Genomic DNA, 23998 nt, shown 5'->3' with positions numbered 1-23998 from the left:
CCCGAACGGTTCCGGGCCAGACCGGTAGCACCAGCCCTTCCCGGACCGACGGGAATCAACACCAACGTGTCTCAGACAGGTTGACAACTTCCGGACAGGGGGTGCCTGAGCACAGAAGTAGTGCGTCTGTGGCCATCGTGCGCCCAATTGTGTTCGTGACCAATCGAATTCAGCAGGCAAGCACGCCCTGAAGCCCGGGAACCCACTGCAGCTCGTCCCTCGGGCTCCGTGCGAGTCAATTTTCGCCGATTCCCACTTTTTGCAGAGACACGCGAATCCATCACCGCAGGTACAGGCGTTTTTCGCCCCCGCCCTTGAAAACGCTCGTTATCAGCGCTACCTTCGTCATAAGGTAAGACCAAAAGAACTTCGCGGGGCGGCTCACGTTCCGCGGGCAACACGAAAGGACCAACAGGTCGATGAGTGACTTCACGAGTGAGTTCACGGATGTGACGTACGAGGTCGAGAACGGACTCGCCTGGATCACGATCAACCGGCCCGACCGGTACAACGCGTTCCGCGCGCGGACGGTCGACGAGTTGGTGAAGTCGTTCAAGAAGGCGTGGGGCAGCTCCGAGGTCGGCGCGATCGCGCTCACCGGCGCCGGCGAGAAGGCGTTCTGCTCGGGTGGCGACCAGAAGCAGCGGATGGAGACCGGCGACTACGGCCCGTCCGACAGCGGTCTGTTCGAGGTCGAGGCTCTGCACCGCGTCCTCCGGGACGTCCCCAAGCCCGTGATCGCCGCGGTCAACGGTGTCGCGGTCGGTGGCGGTCACGTGCTGCACCTGCTGTGCGATCTGTCCATCGCCGCCGAGCACGCAATCTTCGGACAGAACGGGCCGCGCGTGGGATCGTTCGACGCCGGCCTCGGCACCGGCTACCTGGCGCGGGCCATCGGTGAGAAGCGCGCACGGGAGATCTGGTTCCTGTGCCGCCGCTACAGCGCCGAGCAGGCCCTCGACTGGGGATTGGTCAACAAGGTGGTGCCGGGTGACCAGTTGCGGGCGGAGGTCCGGGCCTGGGCGGACGAGATCCTGCAGCTGTCGCCGACGTCACTGAAGGTGCTCAAGCAGTCGCTCAACGCCGACACCGAGCACTTCATCGCACAGGGCAACATGGCCTACTCGACGCTCAAGCTGTTCGGTGAGTCCGCCGAGGCGATCGAGGGAATCAGCGCGTTCAACGAGAAGCGCAAGCCCGACTTCTCCAAGTTCCGCGGGGCCTGACGGATCGGGGAGGCGGGGCGTACGCGCCTCGCCTCCCGCCCGCCGCGCAGATCGAACCCCTCCCCCCTCACGCGAGAGAGCAGCCGCCGCTATGCGTTTCACCAGAGAGCAACAAGAGTTCGCGGTCGCCGTCCGCGAGTTCTGCGCCGCCGAATGCAAGACCCTCCAGCAGCGCGACCTCCTGACCGACGGCGGCACCCTGGCCAACAGTCCCGTCATCCTCGACAAGTTCGCAAGCCTCGGCTGGCTCGCCGTCTCGCTGCCGGAGGAGTACGGCGGGGGCGGCGCCGGAATGGTCGAGGAATGCATCTTCCTCGAGGAATCCGCCCGCGGCCTCGCCCCCATCATCGCCTACTCCACCGGTCTGACCGCCGCCCAGACGTACCTGCGCTACGGGACAGAGGAGCAGAAGCGCACCATCGTCGGCAACATGGCGGCCGGCAAGCTCGAGGCGATCGCCCTCAGCGAGCCCGGCGCCGGCTCCGACCTCGGGGGCGTCCGGATCAAGGCGGAACTGGTCGACGACCACTACGTCATCAACGGGCAGAAGACGTGGATCTCCGCGGCCCACATCGCCGAGCACATCCTCCTCCTGGCCCGGACCGACAACTCCGGCAACAAGCACCAGGGCCTGACCCTGTTCATGGTGCCTGCCGATGCGCCGGGGCTCGAGATTCACGAGATCAAGACCATGGAGGCCCGGACCTGCAACGACCTGTACTTCACCGACGTCGCGGTCCCGGCGAGCGCGGTCGTCGGCACACCGAACCAGGCGTGGCGACACCTCATGCGCGGACTGAGCGTCGAACGCCTCATCATCGCGACGATGGCGCTGGGCGGCGCCCAACGTTCACTCGACGACCTGATCGCGTTCGTCACCGAGCGTGAACAGTTCGGTCACAAGATCAGCAGTTTCCAGGCCATCCGTCACCGCATCGCGGATCTGGCCACGGAGATCACCTTCGCGAAGTCGTTCGTGTATGAGGTGGCGGAGCGGATCGATGCCGGCGAGGAAGACAACCTCAACCGCGAGGGGTCGATGGCCAAGCTGAAATGTACCGAAATCGCGAAGAAGACCGCACTCGAGGCAATGCAGATGATGGGCGGCTACGGATACACCCGCGAATACGGCATGGAGGAACAGGTCCGCCGCTCCCTGGCTCCGCCGATCTACGGCGGTACCAACGAGATTCAGCGCGAGATCATCAGCAAGAGCCTGGGCCTGTAGCCCTCGTTCCCGACCATAGGACCATCGTATGACCACCTCTCCCTTCGCGTCCGACGCCCTCGCGGGCAAGCGCGTGCTCATCACCGGCGGCGGCACCGGCCTCGGCCGCGGCGTCGCCCGGCATCTCGTCGACCACGGCGCCGAAGTCCACCTGTGGGGCCGCCGTCCCGCCGTCCTCGAGGAAGCCGCGGCGGAGGCGTCCGTGTCCCGGCCGGGTTCGGTCCACTGGCAGACCGTCGACGTGCGCAAAGCAGATCTCGTGTCGGCCGCAATGGACGAGATCTGGACGCTCCACGGTCCGCTCACCGGCGTGATCAACAACGCCGCCGCGAACTTCATCGCCCCCACCGAATCACTCAGCCCACGTGCCTTCGAAGCCGTCACCTCCACGGTGATGAACGGGTCGTTCAACACCACCCACGCCGCAGGCCGCCGCTGGATCGAAGGCGGGACCAAGGGCGTCGTCCTGTCGACGCTCACCACCTGGGTCTGGAGCGGCTCCGCGTTCGTCGTCCCGTCCGCGATGGCGAAAGCCGCCGTGCACTCGATGACGATGTCGCTCGCCGTCGAATGGGCGCGGTACGGCATCCGCCTCAACGCTCTCGCACCGGGACCGATCCCGACCGACTACGCGTGGGAGATGCTCAACCCGACCGAAAAGAGTGCCGTCGGCGCGACCCAGGCCGACCAGGTGCCCATGGGCCGGATGGGCACGATGGAGGAACTCGCCAACCTCACCATCTTCCTGCTGTCGGACGCCTGCGACTACCTCACCGGCCAGACCATCGCCATGGACGGCGGCCAGATGCTCGCCGGCCCCGGCACTTTCGCCGGCCTGACATCGATGAGCAACGAGGACTGGGCCACCGCCCGGGAAAAGAGCAAGGCCGCCAGCGAAGCCGCCAAGTCGCAGCGCGGAGTCTGATCACTCACAGACCGGGCCTGCCAGTCGGTGACGACAAGTCCCGGCCGGCAGGCCTTCGCCATGTGCCACTATCCAGCGTAGCCGTCATGCAGGTCGTCGGACGCAATCGATCGGAAAGACATGCATCAGATCACTGCCCGACAGCTTCGTCTTGTCCTTTACGTTCGCTGTACACCGGGCACAGCGACGTGACACCCTGTCGTTAGTCACCGGCTGCAGCGGAAGTACCGGTCGGCGGCCCCGAGAAGCCGGCTCGGAACTGGACCCGCGTCGGCAGGAAACCCTCCTCGCCGCCGAAAACCACGACGGAGACATACCGATGCTGGGAGCATAGTGACACCGCCACGATTCTCCGAATGTTTCTGAGCCCGTCTGAAAACGACCGTATTCGGGCGTCGAATCGAGCGTGTGCGACGGTGCAAGTTGGAGTCGACCGTACGCTGCATGTGTCGTTCAGCACTGCGCAGTCGCCTGATGGACGCACATTTCACACAATCCCGTTCGAGGCGCTGCGCGATCGACCATGGCAGGATTCATGATCGGCCACCTACCCGCGGCCTACGCGCTCGCGACTCTCCGCTGGGTTCCCTCAGTCGCCGACACTTCATCGAGGAAGTCAAGGCCATCGAGCCCGATCTCACGTTCGTCGGTGACAATTCAACCGTCGACCGGCCCGTTGCCGGCACGACGCCGACCAGCACGCCCCTGAGCGAACTGGCACCGGTCGGGCGCGCCAGCGCAGTGGTGCAGCCTGGTGAACACGCAAGCGTGTGGCCGCACAACTGCGGTTATTTCGGTGCGGATGCCTCGACGACCCTGAGCCAGTGCGCGTGGGACTTCGCTGACCACTGTTCGCGGCGTCGCTGAAACAGCACAGCGCCATCACGACCGATCCATTCTGGCAACAGTTCCTTGGGCAGTTGTGGATCAAGCCTCATAAACCTCTGTTGCAGACTAACCAGTTCGATGTAGGAAAGTAGCAGTTCATCGTCGTCGCGCGGCTCGGATGCGCCGTCCTCTGTGAGCAGTGTTCGGTAACTGTCTGCCAGGTCGGTCAGATCCCACGCTCGCTCGACAATCTCCTGGTTGCCCAGCCCTCCCGGACTAAGATTGCCGGTGAGAATGAGTGCCGATTCGGACAGACCGAGCGTCGAAACCAATTCGCTCAGTTCTCGCGCCCTGTCGACGTGCGGTGTAACCCACACTCCTGGAGTGGGATTGCCCATTCCCAACCAGGTCAGACCTCCGTTGAGACGGTTACGAACTGAGTTCTTGGGTTGTGGCACCGTGATCGTCAGCACGAGCCATTCGCCGTCCCATGGCGTCGGACCGTCAAGAAACGCATGCGACCTTTTGATGCCGTCGGCCGCCAACGCGCGACCGTGGTCGGCGAGATGCCAGCGCACCCCGCGACCGATGCGCTCACGTTCGATCCACTTGGCCGACGCGGCACGCGAGAGTAATTGCCGTGCGGCGTGATCCTCGATTCCCATGCCGCCGAGCACCTTCATCAGCGCGGCCGTCCAGGCGCCTTCTTCCGAGTCGTACAGAAATTCACCGATGACCGTCAACAGCATCGACCGCGCACTCGGCGGCGGCAGTGGCTGCTGAGCGAGTCGGTTGGATGCTATCAACGAATCCTCCTATTGTGACGCAACGATTGTACTCACTTCGACCCGCGAGAAGAACTCGTAGGCCTCCAACTTGTCCTCCAACGACTCGATGTCGACGCTCGACGCCGACTCGGGCGTCAATATCACGGTGACTTCTCGACGCAGTCCGGTGTCGTCGAGCGCGATATCGCAGGTTACGGGCATCCGGCTTGAGCTCGAGACAACCTGGTGCACTTCTTCTTTCAGAGCAAGTGCTCGCAATGCGGGCTTCGATATCTTACCCACCGGCGTCAACGGCAGCCGATCGAGCACCGTGACGTGGACCGGAGTAGCCGCTTTCTCCTGCACGTGTTCTCGGCAGAACTGCAACAGCTCGGCGGCTTCGGCGACAGACCCCGTCTTGAGCTGAACATAAGCAACCGGCATCTCCCCCTTCGCCCGGTCGGGCCGGCCCACCGCAGCCACCACTTCGACCGCGGGATGCGAGCCCAGCGCCTCCTCGATATCACGGGGATCGATGTTGTGACCACCACGAATGATCAGATCCTTGCTGCGTCCAGATACCCACACGAATCCGTCGTCGTCCATGGTGCCGAGGTCGCCCGTCCGCCCCCACACACCCCCGCCGGGCACACCGGCCACGAAGAATCCGGCATCGAGATGCGCACCAAGGTATCCAGGACTTACAGTCGGCCCGCCGATCAGCAGTTCTCCGTGCTCCCCCGGTTCGCAGTCACGGCTCCACCGACCGTCGATGTCGAGGACGACAGCGCGCACCTGGGAATGCGGCAAGGGCCGACCGGCCGAACCCACGCGCGGTTCCGCTCCATCGTTCGGATGGCCCGTGATCGTGCCGTGAAACTCTGTGCCTCCCCAACATTCGCGCAACCATACTCCGAACCGAGCGTGAAACGCCCGGATCAGAGCAGTCGAAACCGTGCTACCGCCGACGTTGAAGTCCGTCAACGTCGGCGGGCCTGTGGGTGTGGTCGCCGCGTTCAAGATCGCGAATGCCGTCGTCGGCGTGGCCATCGTCGAGGTCATGCGGTATCGCTCGACGATGGCCCAGAAGTTCTCGACAACGTCGCGCGATCGGAAGCCTCCGGAGGTCAATGTCAGCAGGGTCTGTCCGTAGACAACCGACCACAGGGCGAGCGCGATGCTTCCGCCACAGTGAAAGTTCGGCATTCCGTGACCGATGACGGTGTCTTCCTCGGAACCCATCAGCGCTCCGACGTTCCACGCAACGACGAGTTGGCCGCGCTGCGACATGCGCACCAACTTCGGCGCTCCCGTCGTACCGCCGGTGGGCATGACCATTGCATCCCGCTGAGGATCGTCCTCGACATCCACGATGCGGCCGCGATGTTCTGCCAATGCTGCGTTGAACGTACTGGTGTCACCGTCGACGAGAAGGACATCGTTCAGCGTGGGAACACTCGCCAGTACCACAGCGGCATCTACCCCGCGTTCCCGAAGGATTTCGCCGGTCGTGACCAGAACGGTCGCGGCAGTGCGATTCAATATATTGACAAGCGAAGCCAGTTCCAAGAATGGATTCAACGGCACGGCCCTGCCCACCCGTTGAGCACCCCAGGTGGCGAACAATCCCTCGGGTACCATCGGGACCATCACTGCGACCACACTCGGCGCACCCGCAGCACGCTCGAGGAACACCGATGCCGACGAATTCACGGCTACGAGCAGCTCGCGGTACGTGACCTCTCGGGTGGGCGTCATGAAGTCCGGGGCTTCGAGGTGCAGGATCGCGCTCTTGTTCGGGTGCCGACGAGCCGATTCTGCAATACACGCGTGGATCGTCGCGCCAGGTAGCAGTTGCTCGTGCCGCTGCTGTTCCACGTCGAGAATGTCCTCACGCGACCGGACCCGATGGCGTACCAATGGCCCACGCACGCCGACCTCAGACAACTGAGATACCTCCGTTCACACTGATCACCTGTCCTGTGATTCTGCGCGAGAGCGGAGACGCGAGGAACAGAATCGCATTGGCCAGATCCTCGGGTTCCGTCAGACCCAGCTGAGCCTGCGAGACGATCTTGTCGAAGATCTTCTTGCTGAACTCGGCATTCATGGCCCGGTCGTACGATCCAGTGTTGACGATGAGCGACGGCGTCAAGACGTTGACGCGAACGCCGTACCTCTTGGCTTCGACGGCGAGCGTTTGCGAGAACGTCACGATCGCTGCCATCGCGGCACCGATTCCGGTCTCGCCTGGGGTCGGGACCCTCGCTGCATCGGAGGCGATCGAGATGATGGAGCCGTGTCCGAGCGAACGCATCACGGGCACGACAGCCCTGCTCATCAGAATCGGCCCGACAGCCTGCTGTACCAGAATATCGATCAACTTCTCGGGTTCGATGTCGTGGAGCAACGTGGGTTGGTACTGCGCGACAGTCGAATTAACGAGAATATCGACTGCGCCCAGATGCTCCTGCGCCTGCCGGACGACGCCGTCAGCTGCTCCGGCCTCATTGATATCCGCGGCGACAAACAATACGTCGCATTCGGGATTGGTCTCTTCGAGTCTAGCGACTGCGTCCTTGCCGCGAAGTTCGTTGCGGCCGACCAGTACCTGCTTCGTCGCTCCTGCGTCCGCGAAGTATCGCGCGGTGGCGAGACCCACGCCGGACGTCCCACCCGCAATGAGGATGCCTGAGCCGGAGAAGTCGTATCCGCCCTGTGCGGACGGTTGCGGTGTGTCGGATGAGTGGGTCATTTAATGCTGCTCGTTTCCTTTGAAGAGGGTTGAGTTTTCTCCGTGATGGCCGAGGTTTGTCGCGGAGCATAGATTTTGACGATGTAGATTGCACTGAACGCGCCCAGCGTGCACAGTGCGAGGCACAGCGCACTGACCGTCCAGACTCCGCCGGCGGTCGGCTCGAGAGCCGTGGCCACAAGCGGTGCGAAGCCGGCAACCAGTGCAGCCAGCTGCATTCCGAACGATCCTGCGGTATACCGCACAGCCGCGGGCAGGCTCTCCACGACGAAAGCCGGGAAGATTCCGTTGACCACTGCGTGCCCCAGCCCGGCAACAAGGATCAGCGAGACGAATACCAGAGCGAGGTTGCCGACGCCGAGCATTGCGAAGTAGAAGAACAGAAGTACAGCCTCGCTGAGCAAGCCGAAGACGATGAGGCGACTTCGACTGACTCGATCGGAGAGTGCCCCCCACACCGGGTTCATGAGGACAACGACCAGCGTCGCAGCGGAGACGACCCACAGCATGCTCGTTCGCGGGATGCCCGACTGGTTGACGGCGTAGCTGAGGCTGTACACGGTAATGACGTACCAGATGGACATCATCCCTGCCATGATGAACGTGATACCGAGGATCGTCGTCGGGTGCTTGGACAGCGCGTCCCGAATCGGATTGTGTTTGACCGCGGACGCGCTGGCGGACGCGGCGGCGCGGTCGGCCTGACTCTGCTTGAAGTCGGGCGTCTCGTCCAGACCGCTGCGGATCAGCATGCCGACGAGAACGATGACAGCACTGAGCAGGAATGGAATTCGCCAGCCCCACGTAGTGAACCGATCGTCTGGCATCAGAGTGACGATCGCGAAGACGATCGTCGCGAGGAGGGTGCCACCCTGTGCGCCTGCGGTGGAGAAGCTGCCGTAGAAACCGCGCTTGTTCTTCGGGGCATGTTCGACCGAGATCAGGACCGCCCCGCCCAGTTCACCGCCGACGGCGAGTCCTTGGAGGACTCGTAGGACAACCAACAGGACCGGGGCAAACGAACCGATCGAGTCGTATGTCGGAAGTAGACCGATGCACACTGTCGCGGCGCCCATCACAGAGATCGTGAGCAGCACTGCGGTCCGGCGACCGTACTTGTCACCGACGTAGCCGAAGAGCAACCCACCCAGTGGGCGAGCCACATATCCTGCGGCGAAGGTCGCGAAAGACAGCAGCAGTGCGACGTGCGTGCTGACGTCGCGGAAGAAGAGGTCGCCGAAGACAAGGGCTGCGGCAGTTCCATAGGCGACCAGGTCATAGTACTCGATCGCCGATCCCGAGAAGGCAGCGAGAGACGCGCGTCGGGATGTGGTTTTCGATGGTGGCGTGACTATGTCGAGAGGCGGGGACGAAGACATTTCTTCTCCTGGAACTCTTGGAAGAGGACGGGTCGCGGCGCGATCGACCGCGGCATCGCTTGTGGGCGGACTGTGAATGGTACGACCATAAAGTGTGATGTGGATCTCGTCAAGGGCGAATCTCAGAAAGATTGCGGCGAGGTTCATTGGGCGCCAACATCTTCCAGGAATCTTCACCCCCGGACCCAGTGACCGCACACCCACTCACCTTCCATGACCTCAGGTCGCTCACCCTGGCTTCGATCGACCCACTCTCGCTACAGTACCCCATCTAGCTGCAACGTTGTACATTTTCCGCGACATCTAGTTGCAAGTTGTGCAAATTGAATGCATGATCACTTCTGTTGGGTACGTCACAGCCGAACACACGTACCTGGGTCCAGCGCCATGAGCTACACGAGAGAAGGACGGGCGAGAAACCATGCCGTCGACGTTCACACAAGCCATGCTCACCATGAGTGCCGCAGCCGACAGTCCGACCGACTATGTCGCACAATGGAAAAAAACTACCGGGCGAAAAGCACTCGGAGTGCTTCCGATGAACTTCCCTTCCGAACTGGCGCACGCCGCAGGCGTTCTTCCCGTGATCATCCAGGAAGACCGTGAGCCGATCACTGCCGGCCGAAATCTGTTGGGCGAGTTCAACTGCGGGTATACCCGCAACGTCGCCGATCAGGCGGCACTCGGACGATTGGATGTCTACGACGGTTTCTTCCACGCGGACCATTGCATCCAGTTGCTGGGTGCAATCGATGTGGTGCGCGAGGACGAGTCAGACAAGCCGGTCTACTTCGGCCAATTGATGTCATCGATGAGCGATGATTGGGCATTTCCGCAGGTATTGGGCAAAATGGAAGATTTTCGCAGCGAGCTCGAGAAGTTCGCCGATCGTACGATCTCCGACGCGGATCTCGCGCGAAGCATCGACACCTTCGATACCAATCGTCGCTTGATGCGGACAATCTTCGAGAACAGGCGTTCCGGCGATGCAGCGCTGACATCCGCCCAGCTCCAGGTGCTCGTCAAGTCCAGCATGATTATGGACAAGGAGGAGCACTCGGAATTGCTTCGCCAGGTGACAGCAAGCTTGAACTTCGTGCCCCGCAACGATCGGATCCGCGTCCACTTGTCCGGACACTTCTGCCATGCTCCGAAACCGGAACTGCTGGAACTCATCGAGGACTGTGGAGCCATCGTTGTCGATGACGATCTCTTCCATGGAACACGTTACGTATCAACGGATATCGGAGCAGCAGGAGACCCGCTAGAAGCCCTCGCATCGGTGTACCTCCGGCGAAACACTGCCGTACCCTGCCCGACACGGGTTCAGCACGAAGCCGACTGGGATCGCTTCCTCGTCGATTCCGTCTACGCGAGCGGCGCGCAGGGCGTCATCGTGCTGATGGCGAAATTTTGCGAACCTCATATGCTCTTCTATCCCGAGCTTCGGAAAGCATTGGAAGCCAAATCGATTCCACTATTGCTGATCGAAACAGAACACGAGGGTTTGCCGATGGAATCCATCCGAACCCGAGTGGAAGCGATGGTGGAGCGAATCAGACGCAAGCAACCGTCCACCGTCTAGTACCCACATCTACCTTCGGAGGAAACAACTATGTCAGCACCCACGCTCGGCAATTCCAACAAGATAGTCATCCCGACCGCTACCAACATGGTGGGCGACTACTGGGAGAACCTGTTCACAGCGAAGGAACGCGGTAAGCAGGTCGTCTGGTACAACGGCTCAGCCGTGAATCCGATCTTCCAGGCCGCCGGCCTCGAGTGGTGCCACGGAGAAGCATTCTCGGCACGCCTGGCCGCACAACAGCTCGAGAAGCCGGCTCAGCTCGCTGGGGAGGAGTACGGGTACATCGGTGAGTTGTGTTCATATGCGAGAACGCACCTCGGCTGTGCAGTACTCACCAAACAGGCAAGGTCCGAGGACGAGAACGGCATCGTCGGTCTTGTGGACCAACAGCAGCTCGCCTCGCGCCTGCCTGCACCTGACTTCTTCGTCAATGCGTACGCAGGATGCAGCACCGGCCAGCAGTGGGACGAAATTTCGTATCGAGTCTTCGGTAAACAGGTGCCGATCTTCAATGTCTCCCTCCCCTTCCTGCCGAGCAACAAGCCCGACGCCGGCTACCTTCGCGGTGAGGAGTGGGAGCAGGCATCGCGTTATGTGGCCGATCAACTGCACAAGCTCATCACTTTTCTGGAAGAAATGACGGGCCGGCCGTTCGACTGGGATGCCCTACGGCAGAACATGTCCTACATCAAGCGCGCCTCGGAACTGCGGCGCGAAGCAATGGCGCTGTGCCGCGCCGCCCCGACACCGGCCACCTACTGGGACTGGATCGCCAGCATCGCGCACATCAACTTCATGCCCGCCGGGCCGGAGCTGGTCCAGTACTTCGCCGACGTCAAAGCCGAAGTGCAGCACCGTCTCGACCACGCCGTCCCCGGCGTCCGCAACGAGCGCTACCGTCTGTACTTCGACGGCATCATGAACTGGAACAAGCTCGGCTGGCTGTCGCGCAAGTTCGCCGACGCGGATGTCGCAGTGGTCTGCGGAAGATACACACACAATGCGTTCTGGCAAGAACCGCACCTCATCGACACTGAGGATCCGATTCTCGGAATGGCTCAGCATTATCTGCTGTGCCCGACGAACCACGGCGTAAAGACGCTCAAGCACCTCACCAACCGCGACTGCGTCGACTACGGAATCGATGGAATCGTCTTTCACGCCTCCCGTACCTGCCGCGCGTTCACCAACCCACAGCATCTGCTCGCGAAGTCGGCGCAGAAAGAACTCGGCATCCCGTCGATGTTCTTCGAAGGTGACGTCGCCGACGCGTCGTTCTACAAGGACGAGATCCTCGAAAGCCGCCTGACCGCCATGCTCGAAGGCATCGACGTCCGCCGAAGCCGGGTCTGATCGACGTGACGGAATACTTCATGGGCGTCGACCTGGGATCGACGTCTGCCAAAGCCGTCATCCTCGACGAGTCCGGAGCATTCCTGGGCGCGAGCGCCATCCAGATGGGGGCCGTGAGCCGAGCCGGAATGCGTCGGGCCATCGACGATGCACTCGATCGAGCCTCGGTGACACCGTCGCAGCTCACGGCCACTATCAGCACCGGCTACGGTCGCAGACTCGTCCCGGACATCGGGCGCACGTTCACCGAGATCACCTGTCATGCGCGCGGTGTGGCAGCACTGTGCCCGGGTGTCCGATTGATCGTCGACATCGGTGGGCAGGACAGCAAGGTCATCGCCGTGGACGAAGATGGGCTCGTTGACGACTTCGCGATGAACGACCGATGTGCCAGCGGCACAGGGCGATTCTTCGAGGTACTCGCGAGGGCGATCGAATGCAAGGTCGACGAACTGGCGGGCCTCGCCATGGCGGGTGACAAGAACCTGGAGGTCAGCAGCATGTGCGCAACCTTCGCCGAAACCGAGATCGTGTCGTTGCTCGCAAGCGGGTCCGAGCGCACAGACATTGCCGCTTCCGTCCACCGAGCGGTGTCGGCTCGGACACTCGGTTTGATTGCTCAGGTAGGCAAGAAGACACCGGTTGTGATGACAGGCGGGGTGGCAAAGAATGCTGCGGCCGTGCACTTCCTGAGCTCGGCACTCGGTGTCCGGGTCGACGTGCCGCCGGACCCGCAGATCACCGGGGCCTACGGTGCAGCGCTTCTCGCGCTCGAGACGTCCGGCACCGTGGATTCACGACCGGACGTCGAGTTCTCGCCTACCGGACAGACTGCGCACTCGTGCGGAAACTGTGACGGCTCGACCGAACTGCACATGCCGACCGTACGGATGTCATGACGCGGCCACAATCAGCCCGCTGAACAGACCATCGCTGCTCCAGGACACCTCGACGATCGAGTTCTGTCCCCCGATGTAGGGAGACTTGTGAAGCATACGCGAAACTCTTTCTGCAGGATCTGCATCAACCACTGTTCGATACTCGTCGACGTTGACGACGGGGTCGCCACCGCAATCCACGGGAATAGCCGCAATCAGGTGTACGGCGGCTACACGTGTGTCAAAGGACGATCACAGCACGAATACCTCCGCCACCCCGATCGTCTCGTGCATTCGATGGTGCGGACACCCGGCGGCCACGTTCGCCTCCCGGCCGAAAAGGCAATGGACGAGATCGCCGCCAAACTCGCGGACATCCGCGACCACCACGGGCCTCGCTCGATCGCCAGCTACGCGGGGACCATGGCCCACATCACCACCGCACCAACCGCGGCCCCACTGCACAACGCCCTATTCGATGCCCTCGGATCCGAAATGAGGTTCGATCCGAATACTATCGACAAGGGCGGAAAGCAGGTCGCGCAGTCCCTCCTCGGGTACTGGGCGGCTCCATCGCAAGGTTTCGACGCACCGGAGGCCGTACTGCTGATCGGGATCAACCCGATCGTTACCTGCACCGGCTTTCCAGCGGGCTCACCCAAGAAATGGCTCCTCGATACGCTTGCCGGTGGATGCAAACTGATCGTCGTCGATCCGCGTCGGACCGATGTGGCACGGCACGCCGATTGGTATCTGCAAGCGGCTCCGGGGCATGACATCGCGATTCTGGCGGCCATGATCAGGATCGTCATCGACGAGGACTTGTTCGACCGGGACTTCGTCGCCCGGCACGTGCGCGGCCTTCCGGAGTTGACGGCCGCGGTGCACCGGTTCGACCCCGACGACGTGGCGCGGCGTGCGGGAATAGCCGGTGCGGACCTCGTCTCCGCCGCCCGTTGCTACGCCGGCGCGAAGCGTGGTTATGCCATGGCAGGTACCGGGCCCAACATGGCCGGCGAGGGCACACTGGTCGAGTATCTGGTGCTAATTCTCGAGACCCTGTGCGGACGCTGGCTACGCGCGGGCGAAACCGTTTCAGCCTCACCCACTTTGCTCCCGTCCTACGTTCCTGTCGCCCAGGCTAAGTCTCCGGACGCAGATTGGGCGTTGCAGGGCCGTGTCCGTGTCCGTGGTCTGCGTAAGACCAAAGCCGGGATGCCCACGGCAACGCTGCCCGAAGAGATCCTCACCCCGGGAGAGGGGCAGGTACGTGCGCTGATCAGCTGGGGAGGGAACCCTGCCGTCGCGTTCCCCGATCAGCGGCAGACGGTCGAGGCGCTCGAGTCCCTGGAATTGTTCGTCCAGATCGACCCATGGTATTCCGCTTCCGCCCGTTTGGCCGATTACGTGATCGCACCGACGATGCCATTGGAGGCGCCGTCGACGACCGTGTTTCTCGACGCGCTCGCGGCGCGGGGAACGGGCTACGGGATCGGACAAGCCTACGCACAGTATTCGCCCGCCGTTGTCGAACGCCCCGAAGGCTCCGACCTCCTCGACGAATGGCGATTCTTCTACGGGCTCATGAAACGACTCGGGTATCCGGTCGAGGTATCGCCCTTCGGATGTCCGTCTTCACCACGCCGGGTGATCGACGGCGTCCGGACAACCGACGAACTCATCGAAATCCTGTCACAGGACGCGGCAATCCCGCTGTCGGAGGTGAAATCTCATCCTGACGGCATGACCCGGACGTCCCGGCTCCTGGAGGTGCAACCAGGCGACCCGCACGTGCTCAACCGCCTCGACATCGGCAACGGCCTGATGCTTGCACAGTTGGCAGGACATGCCGGTGTCGTCGAGTTGTCCCAGCCGGACCGGCCTTACCGGCTCCTGTGTCGACGACACCTTCACGTCTACAACTCCTCCTGCAACATCGACCGAACCCACCGCGGCGTCCCCTACAACCCGGCGTACCTACACCCCGACAATATGACCGAGCTGGGTCTATCCGACGGCACACTCATCCGTATCAGCTCGGACCTATCCTCCATCACCGCAGTGGCAATGAAAGATCCAGCACTACGAACCGGATTGGTTTCGATGGCGTTCGGTTACGGACCGACAAATGACGACGAGGAAGTATGGGCGGTCGGCAGCAGCCCCAGCCGCCTCGTGTCCATCTCCGAAAAGTTCGACCGGTTCACCGGGCAGCCGAGAATGACCAACATCCCCGTCTCGATCGAAAGGGCCGACGCCCATGCCGCACATGGTCACCCAACAGTGCTGTAACGATGCGACCTGTGTCAGCGTCTGCCCAGTCAACTGCATCCACCCCACCCCCGACGAACCCGGATATGCCCGCGCAGAAATGCTCTACATCGACCCCGCCACGTGCATCGACTGCGGAGCATGCACGGACGTCGACGTCTGCCCCGTCGACGCGATCGCCCCAGACTTTGCCCTCACACCCGCGACCGCCCCGTACGCGGAACTCAACGCACACTACTTCAACGACTCGACACGAACGCGGTACCGGCGCGAAAGAGTCGCGCGCAAGCGACCCGACCACAGCGGATCGTCGGTCGGCCCGCTGCGGGTGGCGATTGTCGGGTCCGGACCGAGCGCCTGCTACGCGGCGGACGAGCTGACCACCACACCGGGCCTCGACGTCGAGGTCCACATCTTCGAACGGCTGCCCACGCCCTGGGGCCTGGTTCGCTATGGAGTCGCGCCCGACCATCAGCACACCAAATCTGCGACGCGAACATTCGAGCGAATGGCAGATCGCCCGGGGGTGTTCTTCCACCTCGGCGTCGAGATTGGCACGCACCTCACCCACGACGAACTCGGTGCCCACCATCATGCGGTGATCTACGCGGTAGGTGCCCCCGCCGACAAGCGACTGGGCATTCCCGGGGAAGACTTATCGGGCAGCGTGTCGGCAACCGATCTGGTCGGGTGGTACAACGGCCATCCCGATCACGCCGACCACGTCTTCGACCTGTCCGCCGAGCGGGCCGTGATACTGGGCAACGGGAATGTGGCGCTCGATATCGCACGGATCCTCACACGCGATGTCAAGGAGTTAGCACGAACGGATATCGCCGACCACGCCTTGTCACTGCTGGCCGGCAGCGGCATCCGAGAGGTCGTCGTGGTCGGCCGCCGTGACCCGGCGCACGCCGCGTACACGACGCCCGAGCTGCTCGGGCTTGCCGGGTTGACAACCGAGGTCGAGCTAGCCGTCGACTGTCCCAGCGCGGTGGAAGTGAATCACCCGCCGAGTGAGTTCGATCAGACATCCAGCTCGCCGACGACCCTGAAGGCGCAGATTGCGGATGAGCTCGCGTTACAACCCGCAAGCGGTGCGATGCGGCGGATAGTGCTGCGGTATCTGTCCTCCCCAGCGGAAATCCTCGGTGACGATCGCGTTCGAGGCATACGGTTGCGGCGCAATGAGATGCACGCTGAAGGTAACGATCGTTCCGCCATCAGGTCGACGAAGGTAACAGATGTGCTCGAATGCGGGCTCGTTGTGCGATCAGTCGGCTACCGAGGCCACCCGGTGCCACGGCTTCCCTTCGACATCGAGCGCGGAATCATCCCGAACCGCAATGGACAGGTTGTTGAGCCGGGTACAGGGGAAGTTCGGGTCGGCGTGTACGTGGCCGGGTGGATCAAGCGTGGCCCCTCCGGGGTTATTGGCACGAACAAGCAATGCTCGATCGAGACGGTCGAACGTATTCTCGACGACCACGCGAACGGACGACTCACACCTCCAGCGGGCGACAGCCGATCGCTGCTCGATCTCGTGCGAAAACGAAGTCCCGAAGCGATCGACTACGAAGGCTGGCAGAGAATCGACAAGGTCGAACAGACCGCAGGGCAGCCCGCGGGACGCCCCAGGGTCAAGATTGTGGATGTCAACGGCATGGTAGAAGCGGCATCTACCACCGCCAACTACGGAAATCTATCTCTATGAACAAGATCCGTCGCGCGCCGACATGCAAACGTTTGGCGGCCTCCCGACGAGGAAGTCCTTTCCACCTTCGGGATGGCGGCGCCGCACAGAGTACGTTTGCCGAGTCACGAGAGCGGCGGCCGTCGCCGGAGAACCGTGAGAAGCTCTACCATCGCTGGCCAGTGTTGACAGGCTGACCTCCTCGTCGGGGTGAGCGGCCTGAGGTCCGCAATTCCTGTGCGCAGGGGCGCTGTCGCCGAGGAAGCCGCTCGGGTTCATGCGTCCATCCCATCCGAGACAGATCCGAATATGAAACTCAGACCACCGACCGTGCCAACCCTGCCGTCCGGTGTGCGGCGTCGAGGAAGGACCGCACGAGGGCCTCGTCGCGGTAGTACTGGTCGCCGACGCCGGCGACGGCGCGGCGCCGCCCGTATTCGTACAGGACCGCCAGCTTCCACAGGGCCAGTGCCGTGTACCAGTTCAGGTTCGACAGGTCGGCGCCGGTGGTGGCCGCGTACCGCTGAGCCAGTTCGTCCCGAGTCGGGTATCCGTCTTCGAGGACGGCCGTACCGAGGTCCTCGGTCGGTGTGCGTTCCTCCCCCTCGATGGGATACGACGCGAGGAAGTAGCCGAGATCGAACAGCGGGTCGCCGATCGTCGCGAGCTCCCAGTCCAGCACTGCAGCAATACGTCCCGGTGAATCGGGAGCGAGGATGACGTTGCCGATGCGGTAGTCGTTGTGGATGATCGCCGCACCCGATTCGGCGGGCACGTTGGCGCCGAGCCATGCGTCGATGTCTGCGAACTCCGGTGGCGGTGTCCCGTCCTCGGCCGCAACCAGCCTGCCCATGCGGCGCAGGTGGCGTTCGTTGAATCCTTCCGGGCGGCCCAGGTCGCCCAAACCGGCGGCCTGCCAGTCCACCGCGTGCAGTGCGGCAAGTGTGTCGATCAACGCCTCCCCGATCCGGCGTCGGTCCGCCGGCGCACTCAGCACGGACGGGGTCTCGGTGGTGACCACCGGCCCGGCGACGTAGTCCATCACGTAGAACGGGACGTCGAGCACGTCGCCGGTCCGACCGACGGCGAGGACGTCCGCCACCGGCACGCCGCTGCCGGCGAGGCCGCCGACGAGACGGGCCTCCCGCAGCATGTCGTGCGCGCCCGGTGGAATCGGCGGAGGCGGCGGGCGGCGGACGATCACCTGACGGACCCCGTCCGAAACGAGGAACGTCAGGTTGGAATGTCCGTCGCCGATCCCCGCGGTCGTGAGCGGACCCTCGGTGATCCCGCGGTCGCGCAGGAACGACTCCAGCGCACCGAGCGTGTCGGGCGTCCATTCCCAGGTCATGCGCTCGCCTCCATCCATGTCGTCATCAGTCGATCCCTACTGGCCGGTGAAGCGCGGCGCCCGCTTCTCCTTGAACGCCGCAAGCGCCTCCGGCATGTCGGCGCCCCGGGTGAGCAGCGCCTGTCCCCGGTTCTCCAACTCCAGTGCCGCCGCATACGACGTCACTTCCTGGTTCCGCTGCAGCGCCCGCTTCGACATCCGGACGCCGCCCGGCGAATTCGATGCGATCGCCTCTGCCACCGCGACGGCCTCGTCGAACAGGTCCTCGCTCGGCACCACCCGGTTCGCCAATCCGATCCGGGCGGCCTCCTCGGCCCCGACGAAACGCGCCGTGTAGGCGATCTCCGCGGCCCGGCCCGGTCCGACGAGCCGGGTGAGCTGCCACGATGTGCCGAGCTCGCCGACGGACAGTCCGACCTTGACAAACGCCGCATTGAACTTCGCGGTCGGCGCCACGAGCCGGATGTCGCAGGCGAGCGCCAGCGACAGCCCGCCTCCGGACGCGGCACCGTGAATCGCGGCGATCACCGGGAACGGCAGGTGGTGCAGCGCCGCCAGGCCCCCGGTCGCGGTCTCCTGGAACCTGAGGAACTCACGCACACCCATTTCGGTGATCACGCTGATCTCGTCGAGGTCGAAGCCCGCGCAGAACACGCGATCGCCCGCACCGCGGATGATCAGCGCCCGCGCGTCCGTGTCGCGCAAGGCGTATGCGACGGTGTTGAACTCCTCGAACATCTTCACGACCATCGAGTTCATCCGGTCGGGCCGATTGATCGTGAGGACGACGATCTTGCCCTCCAGCACCTCGAGGGTGAGGGTCTCCAGCTGCGGCGGCGCGTAATTGTTCAGCACCGCCGTATTCTCCCGCGTATCCGTCTGCGTCATCTGGATCACCGTCCCGTGAACTGGGGGCTGCGCTTTTCCTTGAACGCGGCCAGGGCTTCGGGCATGTCGTCGCCGCGAGTGAGCAGTGCCTGCCCGCGATTCTCGAGTTCGAGCGCCGCCGCATACGAGGACACTTCCATGTTCGCGTGGAGCGCACGCTTCGACAGCTGCACACCGGCAGGGGAATTCGCACTGATGAGGCGCGCCATCGCCAAAGCCTCGTCGAGCAGCGACTCGGCCGGAACGACCGCGTTCAGCAGTCCGAGAGACTCGGCCTCCACGGCCTCGATGAAGCGGCCGGTGTAGGCGAATTCGGCCGCGCGTGCCGGGCCGATGAGGCGAGGCAGGTGCCACGACGCACCCAGGTCGCCTGCGGACAGGCCGATCCGCACGAACGCCGCGTTGAACCGTGCCGCCGGCGAACCGATCCGGATGTCGGCGGCGAGGGACAGGGACAGTCCGCCGCCCGCGGCTGCGCCGTTGACCGCCGCGATCACCGGGACGCGGATGCTGCGGATCGCCGAGAGGGCGCGCGCCGCCAGTTCCTGCTGGTCCAGCATGCCCATCGGCGTCATCGACGACAAACCTTCGGCGTCGTCGAGGTCGAATCCACCGCAGAACGCCTTGCCTGCGCCGGTGAGGATCACGACGCGGAGGTCGTGTTCGTGATCCAGTTGCAGCGCAACCTTCTCCAGTTCGACGAACATGGTGTTCGTCATCGAGTTCATTCGTTCGGGGCGATTCAACGTCACGACGGCGATGCCGGGTTCCGGCCGGTCGAGCGTGAACGTTTCCCATGTCGTGGGCTCGGTCACGAGGTCACTCCTTCTCGGTTCGGCGATCCCAGGTGGTCGCCGCAAGGTTTTTTCGTGGTGGTCCGGACGCCGATCGTCCGGCAGTTCAGGTCAGGTCTCCGCGGCGGCCTCGCGCACCGCACCCGAGCGCAGCCAGTCGGCGGCGCGGCCGGGGTCGATCCCCCAGTCGGTCAGGATCTCGGTGGTGTGTTCGCCCGGCAGCGGCGGACGGCGATCTACTGCGGCCGCAGTGCGGCTGAATCGCGGCGCCGGCGCGGGTTGGACGAGACCGTCGACGTCGACGAATGCATTACGCGCGACATGGTGCGGGTGTGTCGGCGCCTCGTCGACGTCGAGGACGGGCGATATGCAGGGTGTGAGTCCCTCTCCCGCCGCGAGCCAGTCTGCGAGCGTGCGGCCGCGCACGGCGTCCGCGAAGATCTTCTTCATCTGCGGCCACTGCGAGTGGTCGTTCTGGTCCGGAAGATCGTCGGGCAACTCCAGCAGCGCGACGAGGTCTGCGTAGAAATGCGGTTCGATTGCCCCGACGGCCAACCACTTTCCGTCCGCGGTCTCGTAGGCGTCGTAGTAGGGCGCACCGCTGTCGACGATGTTGGTGCCGCGTTCGGGGTTCCACGTTCCGGTCTGCGCGAACCCGAAGAAGGGTGTCGCGAGGAGTGCGGCCCCCTCGACCATCGAGGCGTCGACCACCTGACCGAGTCCCGACCGCTGCCGTTCGAACAGCGCCGACAGCAACCCGAACGCGAGGAGCATGCCCCCGCCGCCGAAGTCGCCGATCAGACTGAGCGGCGGCGTGGGCGGCTGGCCCTGCCGTCCGATCAACGACAGGGCGCCACTGAGCGCGACGTAATTGATGTCGTGGCCGACGTGCTGAGCGAGCGGTCCGTCCTGACCGAAACCGGTCATGCGTCCGTAGATCAGCCCGGGATTACGTGCGGCACAGTCGTCCGGTCCGATGCCGAGTCGCTCGGCGACCCCGGGCCGGAAGCCCTCGATCAAGATGTCGGCGTCCGCTACGAGCGAGAGCACCACCCCGGCGCCGTCCGGATGCTTGAGGTCGACTGCGAGTGAGCGGCGACCGCGGTGCAGCAATTCCGTGCGGAAGTCGGCGTTCGGACCGACCAGCCCCGGATCTGCGGCGCGGTCCACGCGAATCACGTCAGCGCCCAGATCGGCGAGGAGCATGGCGCCGAACGGGCCCGGTCCGATCGAGCCGATCTCGACTACCTTCAGGCCCGACAATGGGCCGGTGAACGAGCGTTTCATGGTGTCCTGCACCATCTACCCGCCTCTCGTCGGCTTTTGGTCTGATAATAATACCTTGAAATCGTTCGTGGTGGAATCCCCCCGCCGTCGCGGCCCGGCGTGCGCACTGACGACCAGCACGACCGAGAGCAGTACGACCGCTCCCCCGATGACGAGGACGGGCGTGACGGGCTCGGACAGGACCACCGACCCGAGCGCCACAGCCACCACCGGGTTCACATACGTATGGGTGGCCACCAGCGGCAACGGTGCGTGGTGCAGCAGCCACGCGTACGCGGTGAATCCGACGATCGAGCCGAAGACCACGAGGTAGCCGAACGCGCCCCACGCGCGGAGTCCGATCTCGCCGTGAAGCCGCTCCCCTGTCGCTACCGACGCGAGCGTCATAGCCGCACCGGCAGCCAGAAGCTGGTACGTCGCACTGACATACACGTCATGAGGCAGCCAGAGTCGGGGCTTGATCCACGACCCGAACGACCAGGACACACTGGACAACACGATGACCGCCACGCCGACGAGCGGGAGTCCCGAGTGCTCACCACCGTGCGGCAGCACCAGGACTGCGAGACCGATCAGCCCCACACCGACACCGGCCAATTCGAGAATTCGAGGACGGTCACCGGACAGCGTGCGGTAGATGCAGATCCACAGCGGCACCATGGCCACGAGGAGCGCCGTCACCCCGGAGGGCACGCCGTGCAGCTGGCCGACCGAGGTCAGGCCGTTTCCGCAGGCGAGCAGCAGCACACCCAGGAACGAAGCGCCTGCCGTTTCCCGCCAGGTGAGGTGAAGCCGCCGCCAGCCACCGCGAAAGACCAGGAAGGCGGCCATCAACAGAGCGGCGAGGAGGAATCGTGCACCCATCGAGCCGAGCGGAGGGGCCTCGTCGATCACCACACGGATCGCGAGATAGATCGATCCCCAGATCACATAGACGAGGATCAGGGCCAGCGCGATAGCACCCCGCCCGGCACGCCGTGGCGTCACGACGCTCAGGAGAATCGCGGAGCGCGCTTCTCGAGGAAGGCGGTGATGCCTTCCTTCGCCTCTCCGTTCTCGAACAGGTCCTGCTCCTGGGCGACCTCGAACCGGAAGCCCTCCTCGAGCGGGGTGTCGAACGACGCGTCGACCGTGCGGATGACGGCGCGCTGCGCGGGCAGCGACATCGTGCACAGCTCGGCCGCCAGCGCCTGCGCGGCGTCCGTGGCGGTGCCCGCGTCGACGAGCCTGTCGATCAGGCCGATCGCATGCGCCTCGGCGGCGAGGACCTGACGGGCACTCAGCATGATGTCCAGGGCGCGGCCACGGCCCACGAGACGCGGAAGGCGCTGCGTCCCACCGGCTCCGGGAATGAGGCCGAGCTTGACCTCGGGCAGCCCGAACTTCGCGTCCGCCCCGCCGACGCGCAGGGTGCAGGCCATTGCCAGTTCGAGGCCGCCGCCGAGCGCGAGGCCGTCCACCGCGGCGATCGAGATGCGGTCCGCAGACGCGAGTCGGTCGAGCGCCCCACGGAGTCGATCCCCGTACGCGGTGAACGACTCCGCGTCCACGGCCGACATGTGCTTGATGTCCGCACCGGCCGCGAAGAAGCCCGGAATGTCCGAGCGGACGACGATCACCTTCACCGATCCGTCGGCGTCGGCTGCGTCGAGTGCCGCGTTCAGGCCGTCGATGATCGGCAGCCCGAGCGCGTTCGCCGGCCTGCGTTGCAGCGTGATCGTCATGACGCCGGCGTCGACGTCGCTCCACGTGACTGCGGGCGTTGCGGTTTCCGACATGCACACCATCCTTCTCGGTCCAGTCCCACGTGAGTGGCAATGTGCACGCGGGCACACCGTGCCACTCACCTGAGGTATTGCACCAACCATACTAATTGTTGGACCGAAATGGAAGATCAGGGCCGACGCGGGAACTTCTCGAACTCGGGGCGCCGCTTCGCCTTGTACGCCTCGCGCCCCTCCTTCGCCTCCTCCGTCGAGTAGAACAGCAGATTCGCGTCGTGGGCGAGCTGCTGGATGCCGGCCATCCCGTCCTCCGCGGCATTGAAGCTCGCCTTCATGAGCCGCAGCGCGAACGGCGACAGCTGGAGCATCTCGCGGCACCACTGAACGGTCTCCCGCTCCAGGTCGGCGAGCGGAACGACAGTGTTGACCAGCCCCATCTCCCGCGCCTGCTGTGCGTCGTACTGACGGCACAGGAACCAGATCTCCTTGGCCTTCTTCACCCCGACGAGTTCGGCGAGCAATCCCGCACCGTAGCCACCGTCGAACGACCCGACCTTCGGGCCGACCTGACCGAACCGGGCATTGTCCGCGGCGATGGACAGGTCGCAGACCAGGTGCAGGATGTGGCCGCCACCGATCGCGTATCCGGCGACCATGGCCACTACCGGCTTCGGCAGGCGCCGGATCTGGATCTGCAGGTCGGTGACATGGAAACGGCCGACACTGCCCGACTTCCCCGGTTCGGTGAGGTAGCCGGTATCCCCGCGCACCCGCTGATCGCCACCCGAGCAGAACGCGTCGGGACCCTCACCGGTCAGCACGATGACGCCGACCGAGGAGTCCTCGCGGGCATCGACCAGGGCCTCGGAGATTTCCATCAGCGTCTGCGGACGGAACGCGTTGCGCACCTCCGGCCGGCAGATCGTGATCTTCGCGATCCCGTCCCCGCTGTGCTCGTATCGGATGTCCTCGAACTCACCCACTGTCGTCCAGGACACGAAATCCGTTGTATCACCGTTGTTCGTCATGAAGCGATCATAGGCATACGTGCAAACGATCGTTA

Annotated in this window: 19 protein-coding genes; 8 read left to right on the top strand and 11 right to left on the bottom strand. The window is 64.0% G+C overall.

Annotation, left to right across the window (positions count from 1 at the left end):
* The first annotated feature begins 419 nt into the window (after nucleotides 1-419).
* From ACFTZB_RS22520 to ACFTZB_RS22510, 3 genes are all read left to right on the top strand, one after another.
* A complete protein-coding gene (locus ACFTZB_RS22520; protein WP_378434144.1) occupies nucleotides 420-1226 on the top strand; it encodes an enoyl-CoA hydratase-related protein in 807 nt (268 codons plus the stop codon).
* 91 nt (nucleotides 1227-1317) lie between these two features.
* Nucleotides 1318-2454: an acyl-CoA dehydrogenase family protein gene (locus ACFTZB_RS22515; protein WP_378434142.1), complete on the top strand. Its 1137-nt coding sequence runs from the start codon at nucleotides 1318-1320 to the stop codon at nucleotides 2452-2454.
* Nucleotides 2455-2482: 28 nt separating this feature from the next.
* On the top strand, nucleotides 2483-3379 hold the full coding sequence (locus ACFTZB_RS22510; protein ID WP_124393342.1) for an SDR family oxidoreductase: 897 nt from the start codon (nucleotides 2483-2485) through the stop codon (nucleotides 3377-3379).
* A 788-nt stretch (nucleotides 3380-4167) separates the two neighbouring features.
* Here the strand turns inward: ACFTZB_RS22510 and ACFTZB_RS22505 are convergent.
* From ACFTZB_RS22505 to ACFTZB_RS22490, 4 genes are all read right to left on the bottom strand, one after another.
* Nucleotides 4168-4956, bottom strand: a complete 789-nt coding sequence (locus tag ACFTZB_RS22505; protein ID WP_378434140.1) for a PaaX family transcriptional regulator C-terminal domain-containing protein — start codon at nucleotides 4954-4956, stop codon at nucleotides 4168-4170.
* 66 nt (nucleotides 4957-5022) lie between these two features.
* On the bottom strand, nucleotides 5023-6852 hold the full coding sequence (locus tag ACFTZB_RS22500; protein WP_378434137.1) for an AMP-binding protein: 1830 nt from the start codon (nucleotides 6850-6852) through the stop codon (nucleotides 5023-5025).
* Nucleotides 6853-6913: 61 nt separating this feature from the next.
* A complete protein-coding gene (locus ACFTZB_RS22495; RefSeq protein ID WP_378434135.1) occupies nucleotides 6914-7729 on the bottom strand; it encodes an SDR family NAD(P)-dependent oxidoreductase in 816 nt (271 codons plus the stop codon).
* Entirely contained in the window at nucleotides 7726-9255 is a 1530-nt protein-coding gene (locus ACFTZB_RS22490; protein WP_378434133.1) for an MFS transporter, read from the bottom strand. The genes ACFTZB_RS22495 and ACFTZB_RS22490 overlap by 4 nt, the downstream gene beginning before the upstream one ends.
* Before the next feature lie 274 nt (nucleotides 9256-9529).
* On the opposite strand from ACFTZB_RS22490, the gene ACFTZB_RS22485 reads away from it, so the two are divergent.
* The 5 genes from ACFTZB_RS22485 (at nucleotide 9530) to ACFTZB_RS22465 (ending at nucleotide 16912) form a co-directional block, all read left to right on the top strand.
* Entirely contained in the window at nucleotides 9530-10693 is a 1164-nt protein-coding gene (locus ACFTZB_RS22485) for a 2-hydroxyacyl-CoA dehydratase subunit D (RefSeq protein ID WP_378434131.1), read from the top strand.
* A gap of 30 nt (nucleotides 10694-10723) precedes the next feature.
* A complete protein-coding gene (locus ACFTZB_RS22480) occupies nucleotides 10724-12049 on the top strand; it encodes a 2-hydroxyacyl-CoA dehydratase subunit D (RefSeq protein WP_378434129.1) in 1326 nt (441 codons plus the stop codon).
* A 20-nt stretch (nucleotides 12050-12069) separates the two neighbouring features.
* Nucleotides 12070-12948: an acyl-CoA dehydratase activase gene (locus ACFTZB_RS22475; RefSeq protein WP_378434127.1), complete on the top strand. Its 879-nt coding sequence runs from the start codon at nucleotides 12070-12072 to the stop codon at nucleotides 12946-12948.
* A gap of 87 nt (nucleotides 12949-13035) precedes the next feature.
* Nucleotides 13036-15219: a molybdopterin-dependent oxidoreductase gene (locus tag ACFTZB_RS22470; protein ID WP_378434126.1), complete on the top strand. Its 2184-nt coding sequence runs from the start codon at nucleotides 13036-13038 to the stop codon at nucleotides 15217-15219.
* Nucleotides 15188-16912 (top strand): FAD-dependent oxidoreductase, encoded by a 1725-nt coding sequence (locus ACFTZB_RS22465; RefSeq protein WP_378434125.1) that lies wholly within the window; start codon nucleotides 15188-15190, stop codon nucleotides 16910-16912. Before ACFTZB_RS22470 ends, ACFTZB_RS22465 begins: the two co-directional genes overlap by 32 nt.
* Before the next feature lie 295 nt (nucleotides 16913-17207).
* Here ACFTZB_RS22465 and ACFTZB_RS22460 read toward each other — a convergent pair whose 3' ends face one another.
* The 7 genes from ACFTZB_RS22460 to menB all read right to left on the bottom strand — a co-directional run bounded on the left by ACFTZB_RS22460 (nucleotide 17208) and on the right by menB (nucleotide 23963).
* Complete coding sequence (locus ACFTZB_RS22460) at nucleotides 17208-18242, bottom strand: phosphotransferase family protein (protein ID WP_378434124.1); 1035 nt, start codon at nucleotides 18240-18242, stop codon at nucleotides 17208-17210.
* Nucleotides 18243-18278: 36 nt separating this feature from the next.
* Entirely contained in the window at nucleotides 18279-19130 is an 852-nt protein-coding gene (locus tag ACFTZB_RS22455) for an enoyl-CoA hydratase/isomerase family protein (protein ID WP_218267786.1), read from the bottom strand.
* A gap of 5 nt (nucleotides 19131-19135) precedes the next feature.
* A complete protein-coding gene (locus ACFTZB_RS22450) occupies nucleotides 19136-19945 on the bottom strand; it encodes an enoyl-CoA hydratase/isomerase family protein (RefSeq protein WP_378434123.1) in 810 nt (269 codons plus the stop codon).
* Between the two features lie 90 nt (nucleotides 19946-20035).
* Complete coding sequence (locus ACFTZB_RS22445; RefSeq protein ID WP_378434122.1) at nucleotides 20036-21226, bottom strand: CaiB/BaiF CoA transferase family protein; 1191 nt, start codon at nucleotides 21224-21226, stop codon at nucleotides 20036-20038.
* Entirely contained in the window at nucleotides 21227-22198 is a 972-nt protein-coding gene (locus ACFTZB_RS22440) for an EamA family transporter (protein WP_378434121.1), read from the bottom strand.
* Between the two features lie 5 nt (nucleotides 22199-22203).
* Complete coding sequence (locus ACFTZB_RS22435) at nucleotides 22204-22989, bottom strand: enoyl-CoA hydratase-related protein (protein WP_378434120.1); 786 nt, start codon at nucleotides 22987-22989, stop codon at nucleotides 22204-22206.
* Between the two features lie 116 nt (nucleotides 22990-23105).
* Complete coding sequence (gene menB / locus ACFTZB_RS22430; protein WP_218267781.1) at nucleotides 23106-23963, bottom strand: 1,4-dihydroxy-2-naphthoyl-CoA synthase; 858 nt, start codon at nucleotides 23961-23963, stop codon at nucleotides 23106-23108.
* Nucleotides 23964-23998: the final 35 nt, after the last annotated feature.

It is taken from the genome of Rhodococcus sp. NPDC057014 (assembly GCF_042673295.1).
GTDB lineage: Bacteria > Actinomycetota > Actinomycetes > Mycobacteriales > Mycobacteriaceae > Rhodococcus_F.
Note: the sequence above shows the minus strand (reverse complement) of the source record. Positions and strands in the feature narration are given on the sequence as shown.